Here is a 16,002-nt window from a genome sequence, read left to right as displayed (position 1 = left end):
CTGTTGTAAAACAAAAATAAAGTTTTTTTCAGAATGATTAAGTTACCCGCTTCGATTTTTTACCAGGAAATTCAAGCCTCCACGGTGATTGGTAACAGGCAGCGGCTTAACCGGTTGTAATAATTAGTTAATGAACTGTGTTTTTAGGTCTTTACGCCGCTTTCACCGGTTTTCAAGCAGCCGTTTCTTTAATAAAACCTGGCAGCAGCCACCACTTGCGCTGCAGCATTAGATTTCCATTAGAAATACAACATCATATACCAAGTTTCTCTAATACCACACTGGCCATTTTAAAAAAGGCTTCGTGACTGTACCCGGCAGTATGGGGTGTTATAAGCACATTGGGCTGGTGTAAAAGCCAGTCCAGTTCCTCTTTTTCGGTTTCCGAATAGGTCTCCAGCTTTTCATTTTCCAGCACATCCAGTCCGGCCCCGGCAATTTTACCGTTTTGCAAAGCCCTGATGATGGCGCCGGTCTCCTGCACCTTTCCGCGGGAAGTATTCAGGAAAAACGGCTTGCGTTCAAGCGCGTTGAAAAAGGCGTCATTGGCGTAATGGAAAGTTTCATCGGTCAATGGCAGGTGCATACTTATCACATCTGCATAGCGGGCGATCTGCCCGGGATTTGCCTCCCGTATAAAGCCTTTTGCAAAATCAAATTTGAATTTATCATGTGCCAGTACTGTAACGTCAAAGGGCGCCAACAGCCGGGCAAAAGCGCTACCCGTATTACCGTAACCAATGATACCAACTGTTTTACCGGTAAGTTCGATGCCCCGGTTGGCGTCGCGGATCCATTTGCCTTCCCTGATCTCCTGCATACTGCTGCTCATTTTGTTCATCAGGTTCAGCAACATGCCCAGGGCATGCTCTGCAACGGCATTGCGATTGCCTTCCGGACTGCTTACACATTTGATGCCTTTGCTTTCAGCATAGGCTACATCTATCAATTCCATACCACTGCCCAGCCGGCCGATCCATTTTAAACGGGCGGCCCGGTCGAGTATCGCTTTATCTATTTTTATCCGGGTGGTAATGATCAGGCCTTCTGCTTCGGGAATGGTGTTTAACAGTTCTTCATAAGTAACCGTTGGCACATATTGTATCGTAAATCCTTTTTTCTGTAACTGTTCTATAAGCCAGTCGTGCACTCTGGCGGTAATAATAACATTCTTCATCTTCCTGCTTTTCCGGTATAGGAGGTAATAATCAATTTATTTCATGGTAAAAGTAAGCCGTGCAAAATCATCCACCGTCAATTGTTCGGCCCTTTTGTCGAAAATGGGATCTTTCAATGCTTCAGGTGTATATAAACTTTTCACTGCATTGCGAAGCGTTTTGCGTCGCTGGTTAAAAGCGGTTTTCACCAATACGAAAAACTGCCGCTCACTTTTCATGTCGGGCACTGTTTGTTTAGGTGTTAACCTGATCACCGCGCTTTTCACTTTTGGCGGTGGATTGAAAGCATTCTCATGTACTTCAAACAAATATTCTACTTCAAAAAAGGCCTGTACCAATACGCTCAAAATGCCATAAACCTTATTTCCTTCTTTGGCCACCACCCGTTGCGCTACTTCCTTCTGGAACATCCCGATCACCGTTTGCACAGTGGCCTTCCACTCCAACACCTTAAATAATATCTGGGAAGAAATATTGTACGGAAAATTGCCTACCAGGGTAAATGGTTCGCTGAACGGCTGAGCAATCGTCAAAAAATCCTGGTGAATGATCTTTGACTGTAGCGCAGGATACTGTTGCAGTAGCCAGATCACTTTCTCCTCGTCGAGTTCAACGCATTTAAAATCAATATCGGGAAGCGTAATCAAATATTTGGTCAGCGCACCGCCACCGGGTCCCACTTCCAACAGCCGCTGAAATGGATGCTCCTGTAACGCCTCTACAATTTTACGACACACATTCTCATCCTTCAGAAAATGCTGTCCCAGCGATTTTTTTAGTGTATACACAGGGCAAAAGTACGAAAATCAACAGGCAATTGGCAAAGCCAGATCGGCAACACGTTATTTGCATCCGATGCAAAGTTGCAGGAAACAGCAGCGCTTTTAGCAATGTTATTTAAAGAGGTGGGGCTGCATCATTCATGAATGAATTACTACCGGACCTCTTTGATCCGCATGAAACTTAAACCTTAGTTCAACCTTTATATGTTTCAGCCGGTCCTTTTGGTATTAACAGGCCGGGGTTTTTGTACAATTTGAATGGGTAATAACAGCGTCTGCCTTTGCCAGGCATGGGACCATAGTTCGCTGACAACACTGGATCGCGACAATATATTGGGTGATCGTTGCTGGCTGCCGGTCATGACAACATCATCTAAAATTGTTTCTGAATGACTGATATCATCAGCCAGTTTATTCATTGTAAGCACTCCATCCACCAGCTTATGTGTGGAAAAAATATCACTGCTAAGCTTATCTGTTGAGGCAGCACCATCGGCTAAGGAACCGGGACTAACAGCATTACTAACAACCTGCGGAGTTATACGTTGTGCATGTATATGATCATAACACACTGTTGTGATCAACACAGCCAGTAGGGTGTTTTTCATAAATACGGATTCTTGGCACTCTTTAAACGTCTCTTTCAAAAAATTATTGGTGAGGCTGTCCTAAAATAAACCCTTATCCAATTGAGATTCAATAATACAGTAATGTATGCAATGTAGCATACCTACAAAAAAGCAGTCTGTACTAAGAGCTACAAGCTGTCATAGAAATGTTATTATTTCACCAGGATCATCCTGTTTACAAAGGAGTCTTTGCCTGACACAAGTTTTATCGCATATACACCTTTCGGCCAGTCACAGAGATCACTCACGGTAAGTGCGGCATAACCTTTTTTCACCCGGCTGTTCATTGTTCGCATCAGTTGTCCGGTAGTGTTATAAATAAGTACCTGTACGTCGCGGTCGGCGGTCGAATAAATATTGATCTGTAAATGATCCCTGACAGGGTTAGGCTGCAAGCTGATGTTATCATTGCTGATAGGGGTCACTGCCAAAGGCAGCACTTTGCTGTAAACTACCATTCCATTCTTTAAGGAAAGCTTTAACCGGTAATAAACGTAAGGATGATTCAGGCCATGAACATTATCGATGGTTTTATATGTCGCATAGGTTGCCTGCAACTGTAAAGGGTTAGCTGTAGCTACCAGTGTAAAATGTATTCCATCAGTGCTTTTTTCAAGGGTAAATAATCGGATCTCGCGGTTATGCTGAACAGACCAGTTCAATTGCGCCATGCTGTTTTTAAGCGCTCCGGTAAGAATCACATCATTACTGGTGAGTACCGCACAGGCCGGATCCAACAGGATCACGATCGTGTCTGTAGCATAGGCAGGACAACCATTTTCAAGGGTTTGTGTAACAACATAGGTACCGGGCTCATCTACGGTGATTGATGTACCGGTACTGCTTCCGACAATATGCCCGGTATCGGTCGTCCAGGTGTAGCTGGAGGTAGCATACGGATTGGTTACTGCTAACTGGCTGATGCCGGTTGCACCGCAAAACAGGGGTATATCAGGCACGGCTAGTGCGCGGGGTGGTAAAAAAAGATCATACGGTCCGATGAAGTCTTTTAACTCTGCACTAAAAGAAGTAGAAGAACGGGTTTTCACCAGCAACTTACTAAAAGGGAATCCGCAGTCTGTTACTCCCATGAGTGATTGGGGATTGAGCCCCAAAACTGTGAGGTTTACCCCAAATTCCATAAACTGGTTTCGCTCGTAATTTGACTGTACACTGTTGTTTGCTCTTACAATGGCGAATGGACCTGCCCAGGATTCGGTAGAATTGGTGGTACCAAAATAAAAAGGGACAGCCGTCTTAGGCCTGATGGCTGCGTAGCCAAATGCGGGATTGCTGCTGGACGGCTCAAAATCGGCAGTCCAGTTAAATGCCGCAGGCGTTATACTCCGGGCAGCTGCTTCTACCCAAATACGCGCCTCAATGGAGCTCAGCTCGGAACTGCCATAATCAGCCGAAAAGATGATATCGCCCACCTGCGTTACTTTTCCCGCTGCATCAAACTTCCAGGACGTGTGTCCCCCATCGGGCCCATAACCGGTAAATGAATTGGTACTGCGGGTATACAATATATCCGACTGGTATAGTTCAAAATCGAAATACCGGTTGCCATTGGTCGCTTCCAGCGCCAGCCCGCCAAACATCCACAAGGTATCGGCGAGCGATGCTGTAGGGCCTTCCCTCCTGATATGAACATAAGCATCGAGGATATCATTTTTATTCGGTACCGGCTGGTAGCCACAGCCCCACTCGGCCGGGCTCATACCATTTTTATTGGAGCCTAAAGAAAAAGCGGTCGTATCAGCACCATGGTAATCCCGCACAAAGATGGCATCGATCATGGTTTTGGAACCGTCTACCAGGCTAAATGATGGATATCGCATCTTTCGGAAAAAAGGGGTCGTAAGCCCGATGCCCATCCCATACTGCGCGAGGATGGCGGCGGCACCTGCTGTATCTATCACGAAGGTGCTGGTGGCAGTTGTCCCATTTCGGAAGAACCAGTCATCATTGCCGGCCAGGGTGTAACCGGCATTGTTGAACCAATTGTTCTGCACATCGGCATCCACGCCGAACTTTCCTCTGATAACAGGCGCTGAGATCTGTGCATTTACCCAAAGGCTTGTAGTTGCTAACAGCAGCATTGGTAATATTTCATGAATACGGATTGGCATATAAACGGATTTAATCAAACGAAACGGACATAGGGAAGAATAAACAGGGAGCTGAGGCTGCGGCCGCCAGCGGAGGTCCACAGGATAGTATAAGAAGACAAACTAATACGAGGTGCGTTTTCATAAGCAGGATTGATTAATTACATCAAATATAACAAACATTATATTAGTTATATATAGTATATATATAAATAGCTATACCTTAATAATTGTTTTTCTTTATATTGCATGATAAGTTTAAGGTCGAGTGCGTTGGAAGTGCAGCATTTAGGCGTTTCGACCAGTTGTTTAAGATAGCCGTTGAATGTACGGCCAGCTGCGGCGGCTTGCAGGGAAACCATATAAACCGGACCTGTTGCCGGCCAAATGCCCCTGGCAGAAGCTTAAACATTACACGTTGAACATTATATCGTAAATTAGCCGCTTCAATAGTAAACTCACAATGAACGTACAACAACAAAAACCCATAATAGGCATTTCGATCGGCGATCTGAACGGTATTGGGGCAGAACTGATCATCAAGACCCTGAACGATCACCGCCTGCTCGAGCTTTGTACGCCCGTTATTTTCGCTTCGAATAAGGTGATCAATTTTTATCGCAAATCGGTACCCGATATCAACTTCAGCTACCAGAGCATTAAGGAACTGAACCGCGTAAACTTTAAACAGATCAACATTTTTAATTGCTGGGAAGAAGAAGTGGGCATTACCCCCGGACAGCTTTCTGATGTAGGCGGCAAATACGCTATTAAATCCCTCACTACGGCGGTACAGGCACTGAAAGAGGGCAAAATCCATGGGTTGGTTACGGCGCCGATCCATAAGAAAAATACCCATAGCAACGAATTCAATTATACCGGTCATACGCCCTACCTGAAACATGTTTTTGGTGTACAGGACGTTGCCATGCTAATGGTGGCCGGTAATTTCAGGGTAGGGTTGCTGAGTGAACATGTACCAGTAGGCGAAGCCGCCAAATATGTTACGCGTGACAACATTCTTTCGAAACTCAGCATTATCAACAATTCGCTGATAAAAGATTTTGGCATCGATAAACCCAAAGTGGCTGTGCTGGGCCTCAACCCCCATGCCGGCGATGAAGGATTGATTGGCCGGGAAGAAGAAGAGATCATTAAACCAGCCATTAAGGATGCGCGTCATTTCATGCTGGCCATGGGGCCCTACAGCGCCGATGGATTTTTTGCCCGCAGGCAATATGAAAAGTTTGATGCGGTGCTGGCTATGTACCACGATCAGGGTTTGATCCCTTTTAAATCGCTGGCTATTGGTGAAGGCGTAAACTATACTGCCGGTTTACCTGCGGTTCGTACATCGCCCGATCACGGTACCGCTTTCGATATTGCCGGTAAGAACAAAGCCGATCATTCTTCTTTCCTTACGGCGATCTTTGAATGTATCGATATCATTAACCGCCGCAGCGGGTATATAGAAAGCCACCGCAATCCTGTGAAGAAAGTGACCCCGGCTATCCTGGCGAATGTAGAAGACGAAAAAATAGAGGAAGACAATACGAACGAATAAACAGCATTGAGCATATAAACAAAGATCCTCCTGTATCATCGGGAGGATCTTTTATTTAGATAGGACAAGTAGGCTAAGGTTTACGAAATAGATTGGCCTTGTAAGCCTGTCTGCCGGGGGCAGACAACTATCTCACATAAGCTAAGGTTTACAAAATAAGTTGCCAGTCATTGCAACTACCATCGGCAAAAGCATAGGCCAAGGTTTAGGAAATGCGTTAGCCAGTTCAGTAACTGGTCTATGCACAGCATAGGTTAAGGTTCAGGAAGATACACATCAGAGCAAGACAACCATAAGTTAAGGTCTAAGCAAGATGTTTCGTACAGCTATGATGTAAGATCATGCCCCTACAGATCCGCCAGTTCCATGCGGAGCCGCCAAACAATATATTTTTAGTAAGTATTACTGTTGCGATCATTCTCTTTCATAACCAGGGGTGCTGTATTCTGCAATACAACAGTGATGGTTCTGTAAGAAAATAAATAACCGGCAGGTAAATTGCTTAATCGCAGAAATAAAGACATGTTTTCAGTTTTCAGGTGTACTCTTCACATTTAAAGTGCGCATATATAACGCATGCATTGAATATATTATTTCTTCTACCCGGTAATAATGAGTTATACCTATTAATCAACAGGTTGATTATCATGAAACTGACATTAAAAAAAAATTAAACTACCTGATGCGGGTCAATACAGTTGGGAAACATCCATGTTATTGGTACTAACTAACGTTACTTAAATATTTCATTACCTATGCCCTTATTGATAATATAGCTGGTATAAGAGATCTGGATCTTCCCCTTTTGATTTCCACTTCCTGTATTCGTTTTTTGTTGTTGCTCGCCGGCATCGTAATCAAAAGCAAGTCCTTTAGGAAGTTTATAATCTTTGGTTGCAAAGAGAAAAGTAATTACATCCGGCAGGCCGCGGTTGGTATATTTACCGTATTGCATTTCCATTTCATAGGTCCCGTTTTCCCGGGTAGTAATAACAGCTTTTTTGACCAGGGCATCTTTTTCATCGATATAGAGGGTGGAAACCACCACATCACTTTTTTCGTCCAATGGCAATAGCTTCACAATAGCAACGGGTGCGCCATTTATGTTTCCCTTACCGGCCGGAACAGCCGTGTAGTTATCGCCTTCAAATAAGGCCGCCAGATTTATATTGCCGCCGCCTTTGGGCACTATAGAAATACCATCCTGCTTTTTGATCTTGAACTTGTCGGGTTTCTTATAATAGATGGTTACCTTCGACTCGGGCACTTTCATGAACGATACATCGGTCTTCATGACCCCTTCCGCCTGGTAGTCCTTTACAAGCGCCAGTTTATCTTTCACTTTTTTTATGAGCTCATTGGCATCCTGTGCCTGGCCTACAATAGCCGGCAATAAGAGAAATACCAGTAAACTGCCGGGAACAAATATTTTTTTCATCAGCCTGTTCATGCTGCAAAATTAACACAAGCCCACCTGGCGCTACCATTTTTAACGAAGCCTTACAGAAAACTGTCCGCCTCACGATACGCCCTGATCAAAGCCAGTTCGCCCTCTTTTCCCTGTTGGAAATTTCCATGTTCCATGCCCAAAATGCCTTTAAATCCTTTGCTATGAATGTGCTTGAAAATATTCCTGTAGTTCATTTCGCCGGTACCGGGTTCCTTTCTGCCAGGATTATCGCCTATTTGCAGGTAACCGATCTCGTCCCAGGATTTATTGAGGTTATTAATGATGTCTCCTTCATTGCGTTGCATATGGTACATATCAAACAGCATTTTGCAGGAAGGGCTGTTCACCGCTTTACAGATCATGTAGGCCTGGGCAGAATGTCGCAGGAAGAGGTCGGGGTTATCGCTTAACATTTCCAGCACCATTACCAGGCCATGTGGCTCGAGTATGGCGCTCGCTTTACGCAAGGCGGTAATTACATTGGCTGTCTGGTAATCAAAAGGCAGGGATCTGTCAAAATTGCCCGGCACAACCGTCATCCATCTGGCGCCGCAGCGTTTAGCCACTTCCACCGCGGTTTTGCAATCATTGAGCATTTTATCTATCCATTCCTGTTTGCCCGTGGTGAGGGTGGTATTCCAGTGCCAGTTATCTGATGTGATCACAAATACACCCATGCTCATACCCAGCTTTTGTAAAGTGTCGCCTATTTTCTTTTGTTGTTCTGCTGCGCGTTTCATCATACCATTATCTTCAATGGAACGAAAACCATGGTCATAGCCGAATTTTATCTGGTCAATGATATCATTGCCGCCATGGTTCTTGAACATACCATCGTGAAAAGCATAATTCAAATTAAAAGGCTTCTCTGCAACAGGTAAATGTTCGGGGTAGTGGGGTGTAGCAGCAGCATGTACGCCTGAAGCAGTTAATAAGGAAGCGCCAGCCAGAGCCGTTTGTTGCAGAAAGGATCGTCTTTTCATATAGTGCCGTTTTTCTAAAATTATGTATAATAATATTAAGCCACCAACCTGATGGCGGATAAAACAAAAAATAAAGAACCACCTGCTGGTTTAGGGTACAGGCAGCGTTGAACGACTTATAAGAGAGTATAGGCTGCAACAAATAACGGGTATTTTATATATAGAATGACCAGATCCGGTTTGCATAATGCTAAACTTATTAAGCATTTTTGTTTATGGAATATAGTTAGTTATTGCAACCAAACACAGGCTGTTAACGTCATGCATCGGAGGTATGCGGTTTGGGCCCGGTGCAAACGTTTTCTAAAAACTAAATCGGGTAAGGATGTAATCAAGTGTTTTAATTTCTTAATTTTCACCTTCTCACCAAAAACAGCCTTGTGAAATCAGTATTTGTAATTTCTTTTTTGTTTTCGATTGCCAGCGCCATAGCGCAAACGAGTACTTCAACCGAATTCATACCTTATGACCAGAGCATACCGGGCAGTACCGTACAGTTTAACATGGTACCTGTACAGGCTGGTAGCTTTGTTATGGGTAGTCCGGCTGCCGAAGCAGGCCGCAAGCCAACAGAAGGACCTGCCAAAAAGATCAGCCTCGATGCTTTCTGGATGGGCGCTAAAGAAGTGACCTATGATGAATTCCTTTTGTTCTTTAACGATGAAAACACCCCGCGTGATTCTGAAGTAGATGCTGTTACCCGCCCTACACCACAATATATTGACCTCAGCTGGGGCATGGGCAAGCAGGGTGGATTTCCGGTTAACAGCATGTCGCAATATACGGCTATGATGTACTGCCGCTGGTTGTATAAAAAGACAGGCGTTTTTTACCGCCTGCCCACCGAAGCTGAATGGGAATACGCCTGCAGGGCCGGCAGTACCAGCGCCTATTACTTTGGCAATGACGTAAAGCAGTTGAAAGACTATGCCTGGTTCGCTGATAACAGCAATAAAAAATACCAGAAAACCGGGCAGAAGAAACCGAATGCCTGGGGCTTATATGATATGCTTGGAAATGTAAGTGAATGGACGCTGGACGAATTCCGGGAAGATTATTTTACAGCGCTGGGTGATACGGCGCATAATCCTACGGTAGCGCCAACGGTCACTTATCCGCGTGCCGTTCGTGGCGGTGGTTATCTTGATAAACCGGATGCTCTGCGTTGTGCCAGCCGCCTGCCATCCGATCCTTCCTGGAATAAACGCGATCCCCAGATGCCCAAAAGCAAATGGTGGTTAACCGATGCCATGGCCGTTGGCTTTCGCGTGGTTCGTCCGCTAAAAGCGCCTACTGCTGAAGAAGCAGAAGCATTTTATAAAAAATATTGCCATGAGTAACCTGCGTTACCGGTCAATATAGTATAGGGTTCCTGATTTTGTTATACTAAAACTGATGCCAATGAGCACTGAACAATCTAACAACCTTGCCGCTTCGCGCCGCCGTTTCGTAAAACAATCTACCTGGCTGGCCGGAGGAATACTTGCAGCACCATTGATCTCAAGAGCCAATTTTTTTTCGGGGGCAGATGATACCATAAAAGTAGCCTTGATCGGTTGCGGCGGCCGTGGTACCGGCGCTGCCATGCAGGCCTTATTGAGTAAACAAAACGTTAAGCTGGTGGCCATGGCCGATGCATTTCGGGATAATCTCGACCGCAGCTTTAAACGGTTAACCTCACCAGAATCCGCCAAAAATAATCCAGGTATTAATCTTACCGAACGCATTGACGTTCCCGAAGAAAGAAAATTTTCAGGCTTTGATGCCTATCTGAAAGCCATTCCTCTTGCCGATGTTGTCATCCTGGCAACTCCGCCCGGCTTCCGTCCGCTTCACTTCGAAGAGGCCATTAAACAAAACAAACATGTATTTATGGAAAAGCCGGTCGCGACCGACCCGGCTGGTGTAAAAAAAGTGCTGGAAGCCGCCGAAGCAGCCAAACAGAAAAAATTAAATGTAGTAGTTGGTTTGCAACGTCACTATCAGAATTCCTACCGCGAGTTATTTAAACGCAAAAAACTTATAGGTGATATTACCTCGGCGCAAGCCTGGTGGAATAACGATGGCGTGTGGGTACGTAAACGCCAGTATGCACAAACCGAAATGGAATACCAGATGCGTAACTGGTACTATTTTGTATGGTTATGTGGCGACCATATCTGCGAACAGCATATTCATAATATCGATGTGGTGAACTGGTTCAAAGAAGGGTATCCCGTTAAGGCGCAGGGTATGGGTGGCCGCCAGGTTCGTAAGGGAAAAGAGCATGGTGAAATATTTGATCACCATTATGTAGAATTTACCTACGCCGATGGTTCGGTATTGAACAGTCAGTGCCGCCATATACCCGGCACGATGAGTAAAGTTGACGAGCTGCTGATCGGCACCAAAGGAAAGATCCAGTGCGGTGACGCCAATATTACCGATTATAAGGGAAAAGTATTGTTTCAGTTTGATAAACAGAACGAGAACAATCCCTACCAAACCGAACACGATGAGTTGTTTGCGGCTATTGCGAAAGGTGAATTCAAATTCGCCGATGCAGAAATGGGAGCCAAAAGTACCATGAGCTCGATCCTCGGCCGTATGGCTACCTATAGCGGCCAGGTGGTAGAATGGGATAAAGCATTGAACTCGGGTTTAGACCTGCAACCTAAAACATATGACTTCAATGCCATGCCGCCTGTATTACCTAATGACGAAGGGTATTATCCCGTTCCCATACCGGGAGTAACCAAGTACGGTTTCTAAGCCGAACTAAAAATAATTCAGCCTGAAAGAAGTACAATAGGTGTATTTCTTTCAGGCTTTATTTTTTATCCGGCCGCTTACAATCCTTGAAATTTTACTATCTTCCACACATTGGCAGCTGCTTCACTGCCCCCGGCCCGTTTAGTAGCAAAATAGGTATTCCCAGACTAAGGTTCAACCAATCAAAAGGCAGGCAAAGTTACCTGTGATCATTCCTGCGCTGGTACGCTGCAGGTGGTTTCAAATTTATTTCGCCATAACAGCCCCCCTGGCGGGTTTAACTAAATAATTTCAGATGAAAGGTGTTTCGCTTTTCAAGTGGTTTAAAAACGTATCCATTGCCAAAAAGTTATATTTCACGGTAGGCATCATGGCTACCCTGATAGCGATCGAACTGGGGGCGCTGGTTTTTTCCATTCATACGCTTTCATCGGTAAGGGCATATGTAAGCGGTGAAGGACTTTGGTCAAAAGCGCAAAAAGACGCTATGTATCAATTGCTGCGCTACAGCCGTACACATGACGAGGCCGATTACGAGAAATTCAAGGAATTTATGAAGGTGCCCAGGGGTGATCATAAAACTTTGGTTGAATTAAGCAAGAAAAATCCGAACATGGATACCGCGCGCCAGGGTTTTATCGAAGGTCGAAATCATAAAGACGATGTAGACGGTATGATCACCCTGTTCACCCGGTTCAACAGAATTTCCTATATCAATAAAGCCATCAAGGCATGGACTGCAGCCGATCCGCTGGTAGCTGAATTCATTCCCATCGGCGAACAATTGCATAAAGAGATCAACTCCGGCAATCCTTCGCAGGAAAATATCAACAAGATCATTCAGGCGGTAGACCCGTTGAACGCCCGTCTTACCAAGCTGGAAGATGAATTCTCTTATGTATTGGGCGAAGGTTCGCGCTGGCTGGAAAACCTGGTGCTGAAATTATTGTTTGCCATTGCCCTTACCGTTGAAGTAACCGGTTTAACATTGGCCATAATCGTAAGCCGCAATATCCAAAAAGGATTGAATGAGATCCTTCAATCGGCCAAGGCGGTTGCCAAAAATGATTTTACCCGCAAGGCAAAAGCATTTTCAAAAGATGAGATCGGCATACTGGCTAATAATTTCAACACCATGGCAGAAGAACTAGCCCGTAGCATCAGTGTTATTGAACAGGCACAGCAGAAGTTCAAAGGACTGTTGGAGTCAGCGCCCGATGCTATTGTAATTGTGAGTGAGAAAGGGATCATTCACCTGGTGAATAATCAATGTGAAAATATCTTTGGGTATAATAAAAATGAACTCATCGGTTGTAATGTAGAGTTGTTATTACCGGAACGGTTTCGAACCGGCCCGCTCGAAAATCAAAAACTCTTTTATGATAATCCCGGCGTTCGCTCCACAGGTGTTGGCCTTGAGCTATTAGGGCGTCGAAAGAACGGAGAAGAATTTCCGGTAGAATTAAGTATAAGTCCGCTGGAAACAGAAGAAGGGGTACTTATAACAACTGCCATTCGCGATATTTCTGAAAAGAAACGCCTGGAGAAGGAGATCAGAGAAGCGAATATTACCCTGGAGAAAAAAGTACAGCAACGTACAGCGGAGTTAGAAATCAAAAACAAGGAACTGGAACAATTCGCCTATGTGGCCTCCCACGATCTGCAGGAACCTTTGCGTACCACATCGAGCTTTGTAGAATTACTTCGCAAACAATACCATGGCAAGATCGATCAAAATGCCGACCGGTATATCGATTATGTGATCCAGGCATCTGACCGAATGAAAACATTGATCAAAGACCTGCTTGATTATTCACGCATCGGCCGGGAAAAGCAGTTTGAGCCGGTTGACTGCAATGTAGCACTGGCCGAAGTACTGGCCGATCTGAATAAGGTGATCAAAGAGAACAAAGCGGAGATCACCACAGGCAATCTGCCGCTGGTAAATGCTTTCCGGACTGAATTGAAACTCCTCTTTCAAAACCTGATCAGCAATTCCATCAAATTCCAGAAACCGGGGATTGCGCCACGTATTGAGATATCAACTACTAAAGAAAACGGCCATTGGCATTTTGCATTCCGCGATAATGGCATCGGTATTGAGAAACAATACCAGCAACGCATATTTATTATTTTTCAACGCCTGCACAACCGTTCGGTGTATGAAGGATCGGGCATTGGCCTGGCGCATTGCAAAAAAATTGTAGAGTTGCATGGCGGCACCATCTGGGTTGAATCGGAAGCCGGCAAAGGCAGCACCTTTCATTTTACGCTGGCAGACTGATACGAAGTCGAAAGTAAGAAATACGAAGAAGGAAGATCCCGAATTTCGGCCATTAAAACTATCTGTTAACTCATAATTCTCACCTGTTATTTCTTACTTCTAAATCGTCATGATAAAACGTCCTTCCTTCTGAAGATCACTACTGCAGCACTTACAAAACCAACTATATGCACCATTAGTATGATTGCAGAACGAAGGATACCAGGCAGGTTCTGAATGCTGCCCGGCACCGCACTATTGCCAGTGGTTGCCTGAATATCAAAAAAACCTTTCCAGCCCAGCATATGTGAAGTGAACAAGTATGGCTTCATAGATAAGAACAAAGGCAGGTCCATTGTCGTAAGAATGGTACACACGATCACAATGCTCATTGCTGCAACGATGGGACCAATGGAGTTCTCGGCGAACAGCGACAAGAAAAATGACAGGGCGGCTACAGTGGTCATGGCAATGGCGGCAAAAGCAAAGGCTGCCAGATAACGCCAGAACACATCCGACTGCGGGATATGAATGATCACCTGGCTTTGAAATACCATCAGGTCGCCCGAACCAAAGACCAGCAGGGAAAGAAGCAGCGACAAAAAGGCCATCCAAATCAATAGCAGCAAGGTGTAAATGGTTGCAGCCAGAAATTTACTCACCAGCAAAGTACTGCGGCTAATGGGTTTGCTGATCAGTAAGCGCAAGGTGCCCATATTGGCTTCGCCTGCGATCATATCACCGCCAACCAGCGCGATCAGCAAAGGCACATGAATAAGCAGGGTTTGCAAAATGAAATAACATACAAAGTACCCGTTCAGGATCTTCCCTTCTACATTGAACCGCTCAATGCTTTGTAACAGGAAACCGATATACGTATACCCATCGAGGTATAATGCCAGTTGGATCAAAATGACAATCGCAGCAATGGCAATGAAAGCAATGTAGGTACGGGGCCGTTTAAATATCTTGAATAACTCAATTTGTAAAAGTGTCCACATGCCGGTTTTCGGTTGTTAATGACAGAAAATAAGTTTCCAGGGAATTCTGTGGCTGTAATGCCATAATATTAGCGCCGGCATTTACCAGTTCGGACGTTAGTTCAGGCACCTGCGGTTTATTCATTTGCAGCAGAATAATATTATGATGCTGTTCCTGCAGGCAGGCGCTCCAACGGCTGCTTTGCAACCAGCTTACCACCTGCTGCGGATTAGTGACTTCCAACTGCACGATGGTGCGGGCGGGGTCTACCAATTCAGCAACCGTTCCTTCCATTATTTTTTTGCCCCGGTCAATGATGAGCATGCGGTTCGCTATCAATTCAATCTCATGCAACAAGTGCGATGACACCAGTATGGTTTTGCCCTGATGACGGCTCAGATGTAATATGAGGTTACGGATATCGGCTATGCCCTGCGGATCCAGGCCGTTCGTTGGCTCATCCAGTATGATCAGTTGCGGATCATGGATGAGCGCAATGGCAATTCCCAAACGCTGTTTCATGCCCTGCGAGTAGGTACGCACTTTACTGTGCGCCCGCTCAGTAAGCCCTACCTGCTCCAATTGGTCTTTTAATTTCTTTTCAGTGACCGCTACACCGCTCATTTTTGCAAACAGGCGAAGGTTCTCATGCCCCGTAAGGTATTTATACAGATCAGGCTTTTCAATAACAGCCCCTATTTGCTGCAGCACTTCTTTGCGATGAGAATATAAATTCTTCCCAAACAGTTCAATGGTTCCGGCTGTTGGTGTTATGAGCGTGAGCAGCATGCGGATGGTGGTTGATTTACCAGCGCCGTTCTGTCCCAGGAAACCGTAGATATCGCCCCTGTTCACGGTGAATGAAATATCATTCACGGCTTTCACCTCGCGATATTCCTTACTTAAACTATTAACCTTTATGATCGCAGACATATCCTTTTAAAATGTACAAATTACAACCCGAAATGGTTCGGGCCTGAAAATTATTATGAGTGAATGCCATTATTAAGATCGATTTAACCAAAATATTTTTTTTATGAAACCCTTCTTGCAAAAGACAAAACCGTTAGTTACATTTGTAAGGTTCCTCTACATCCTCTGATAATTCCGTATTACGCAGGACACAATTTTTCTTCCTGCAAAGAAATTCCAAAAACCTACATAAGCCGCTGACTATATGAATGATAGCAAAAGTTCAGCTTAAAAAGTCACAGCTTTATATCTTCAAGGCATCTGCCCTTTTCGTATAAGTACTTCCAATTCCTACGTAATCTCCACATAATTCGTAACACCCACCCCCAGATCGGTTT

Annotated in this window: 13 protein-coding genes; 4 read left to right on the top strand and 9 right to left on the bottom strand. The window is 44.9% G+C overall.

Features of this window, described 5'->3' with window-relative positions; genetic code table 11:
- Nucleotides 1-253: 253 nt before the first annotated feature.
- The 4 genes from JT717_RS03040 to JT717_RS03025 all read right to left on the bottom strand — a co-directional run bounded on the left by JT717_RS03040 (nucleotide 254) and on the right by JT717_RS03025 (nucleotide 4,721).
- Nucleotides 254-1,177, bottom strand: coding sequence for an NAD(P)-dependent oxidoreductase (locus JT717_RS03040; RefSeq protein ID WP_205508703.1), 924 nt, complete (start codon nucleotides 1,175-1,177; stop codon nucleotides 254-256).
- Between the two features lie 36 nt (nucleotides 1,178-1,213).
- Nucleotides 1,214-1,966: a 16S rRNA (adenine(1518)-N(6)/adenine(1519)-N(6))-dimethyltransferase RsmA gene (gene rsmA, locus JT717_RS03035; protein ID WP_205508702.1), complete on the bottom strand. Its 753-nt coding sequence runs from the start codon at nucleotides 1,964-1,966 to the stop codon at nucleotides 1,214-1,216.
- Nucleotides 1,967-2,169: 203 nt separating this feature from the next.
- Nucleotides 2,170-2,568 carry a hypothetical protein gene (locus JT717_RS03030; protein WP_205508701.1) on the bottom strand — a complete coding sequence of 133 codons (399 nt, stop codon included), beginning with the start codon at nucleotides 2,566-2,568 and terminating at the stop codon, nucleotides 2,170-2,172.
- A 173-nt stretch (nucleotides 2,569-2,741) separates the two neighbouring features.
- Nucleotides 2,742-4,721 carry a T9SS type A sorting domain-containing protein gene (locus JT717_RS03025; RefSeq protein ID WP_205508700.1) on the bottom strand — a complete coding sequence of 660 codons (1,980 nt, stop codon included), beginning with the start codon at nucleotides 4,719-4,721 and terminating at the stop codon, nucleotides 2,742-2,744.
- Between the two features lie 442 nt (nucleotides 4,722-5,163).
- Here JT717_RS03025 and pdxA point away from each other — a divergent pair, with 442 nt between their 5' ends.
- A complete protein-coding gene (gene pdxA, locus JT717_RS03020) occupies nucleotides 5,164-6,264 on the top strand; it encodes a 4-hydroxythreonine-4-phosphate dehydrogenase PdxA (RefSeq protein ID WP_205508699.1) in 1,101 nt (366 codons plus the stop codon).
- A gap of 392 nt (nucleotides 6,265-6,656) precedes the next feature.
- On the opposite strand, the gene JT717_RS28555 is transcribed toward pdxA, so the two are convergent.
- The 3 genes from JT717_RS28555 to JT717_RS03010 all read right to left on the bottom strand — a co-directional run bounded on the left by JT717_RS28555 (nucleotide 6,657) and on the right by JT717_RS03010 (nucleotide 8,697).
- On the bottom strand, nucleotides 6,657-6,788 hold the full coding sequence (locus JT717_RS28555; protein WP_255552907.1) for a hypothetical protein: 132 nt from the start codon (nucleotides 6,786-6,788) through the stop codon (nucleotides 6,657-6,659).
- A gap of 209 nt (nucleotides 6,789-6,997) precedes the next feature.
- A complete protein-coding gene (locus JT717_RS03015; protein ID WP_205508698.1) occupies nucleotides 6,998-7,714 on the bottom strand; it encodes a LolA family protein in 717 nt (238 codons plus the stop codon).
- Nucleotides 7,715-7,764: 50 nt separating this feature from the next.
- Nucleotides 7,765-8,697: a hydroxypyruvate isomerase family protein gene (locus tag JT717_RS03010; RefSeq protein ID WP_205508697.1), complete on the bottom strand. Its 933-nt coding sequence runs from the start codon at nucleotides 8,695-8,697 to the stop codon at nucleotides 7,765-7,767.
- Nucleotides 8,698-9,077: 380 nt separating this feature from the next.
- On the opposite strand from JT717_RS03010, the gene JT717_RS03005 reads away from it, so the two are divergent.
- From JT717_RS03005 to JT717_RS02995, 3 genes are all read left to right on the top strand, one after another.
- Nucleotides 9,078-10,037 carry a formylglycine-generating enzyme family protein gene (locus JT717_RS03005; RefSeq protein ID WP_205508696.1) on the top strand — a complete coding sequence of 320 codons (960 nt, stop codon included), beginning with the start codon at nucleotides 9,078-9,080 and terminating at the stop codon, nucleotides 10,035-10,037.
- 61 nt (nucleotides 10,038-10,098) lie between these two features.
- Nucleotides 10,099-11,448, top strand: a complete 1,350-nt coding sequence (locus JT717_RS03000) for a Gfo/Idh/MocA family protein (protein ID WP_205508695.1) — start codon at nucleotides 10,099-10,101, stop codon at nucleotides 11,446-11,448.
- Nucleotides 11,449-11,743: 295 nt separating this feature from the next.
- Entirely contained in the window at nucleotides 11,744-13,732 is a 1,989-nt protein-coding gene (locus JT717_RS02995) for a sensor histidine kinase (RefSeq protein ID WP_205508694.1), read from the top strand.
- A 107-nt stretch (nucleotides 13,733-13,839) separates the two neighbouring features.
- Here JT717_RS02995 and JT717_RS02990 read toward each other — a convergent pair whose 3' ends face one another.
- Together JT717_RS02990 and JT717_RS02985 are read right to left on the bottom strand one after the other, a co-directional pair.
- Nucleotides 13,840-14,712 carry an ABC transporter permease gene (locus tag JT717_RS02990; protein ID WP_205508693.1) on the bottom strand — a complete coding sequence of 291 codons (873 nt, stop codon included), beginning with the start codon at nucleotides 14,710-14,712 and terminating at the stop codon, nucleotides 13,840-13,842.
- Entirely contained in the window at nucleotides 14,690-15,625 is a 936-nt protein-coding gene (locus JT717_RS02985; RefSeq protein ID WP_205508692.1) for an ABC transporter ATP-binding protein, read from the bottom strand. Before JT717_RS02985 ends, JT717_RS02990 begins: the two co-directional genes overlap by 23 nt.
- Nucleotides 15,626-16,002: the final 377 nt, after the last annotated feature.

Origin of the sequence: Longitalea arenae (assembly GCF_016924755.1) — a bacterium.
Taxonomy (GTDB): domain Bacteria; phylum Bacteroidota; class Bacteroidia; order Chitinophagales; family Chitinophagaceae; genus Niastella; species Niastella arenae.
The sequence above is the reverse complement of the archived record's forward strand: the minus strand, read 5'-3'. Positions and strand labels throughout refer to the sequence as shown.

Excerpts from the sequence above, each read along its gene's own strand:
- JT717_RS03015 (WP_205508698.1), bottom strand. The coding sequence starts at position 7,714 with ATGAACAGGCTGATGAAAAAAATATTTGTTCCCGGCAGTTTACTGGTA.
- JT717_RS03025 (WP_205508700.1), bottom strand. The coding sequence starts at position 4,721 with ATGCCAATCCGTATTCATGAAATATTACCAATGCTGCTGTTAGCAACT.
- JT717_RS28555 (WP_255552907.1), bottom strand. The coding sequence starts at position 6,788 with ATGTCTTTATTTCTGCGATTAAGCAATTTACCTGCCGGTTATTTATTT.
- JT717_RS03040 (WP_205508703.1), bottom strand. The coding sequence starts at position 1,177 with ATGAAGAATGTTATTATTACCGCCAGAGTGCACGACTGGCTTATAGAA.
- JT717_RS02985 (WP_205508692.1), bottom strand. The coding sequence starts at position 15,625 with ATGTCTGCGATCATAAAGGTTAATAGTTTAAGTAAGGAATATCGCGAG.
- JT717_RS03030 (WP_205508701.1), bottom strand. The coding sequence starts at position 2,568 with ATGAAAAACACCCTACTGGCTGTGTTGATCACAACAGTGTGTTATGAT.
- JT717_RS03000 (WP_205508695.1), top strand. The coding sequence starts at position 10,099 with ATGAGCACTGAACAATCTAACAACCTTGCCGCTTCGCGCCGCCGTTTC.
- JT717_RS03010 (WP_205508697.1), bottom strand. The coding sequence starts at position 8,697 with ATGAAAAGACGATCCTTTCTGCAACAAACGGCTCTGGCTGGCGCTTCC.
- JT717_RS02995 (WP_205508694.1), top strand. The coding sequence starts at position 11,744 with ATGAAAGGTGTTTCGCTTTTCAAGTGGTTTAAAAACGTATCCATTGCC.
- JT717_RS02990 (WP_205508693.1), bottom strand. The coding sequence starts at position 14,712 with ATGTGGACACTTTTACAAATTGAGTTATTCAAGATATTTAAACGGCCC.
- pdxA (WP_205508699.1), top strand. The coding sequence starts at position 5,164 with ATGAACGTACAACAACAAAAACCCATAATAGGCATTTCGATCGGCGAT.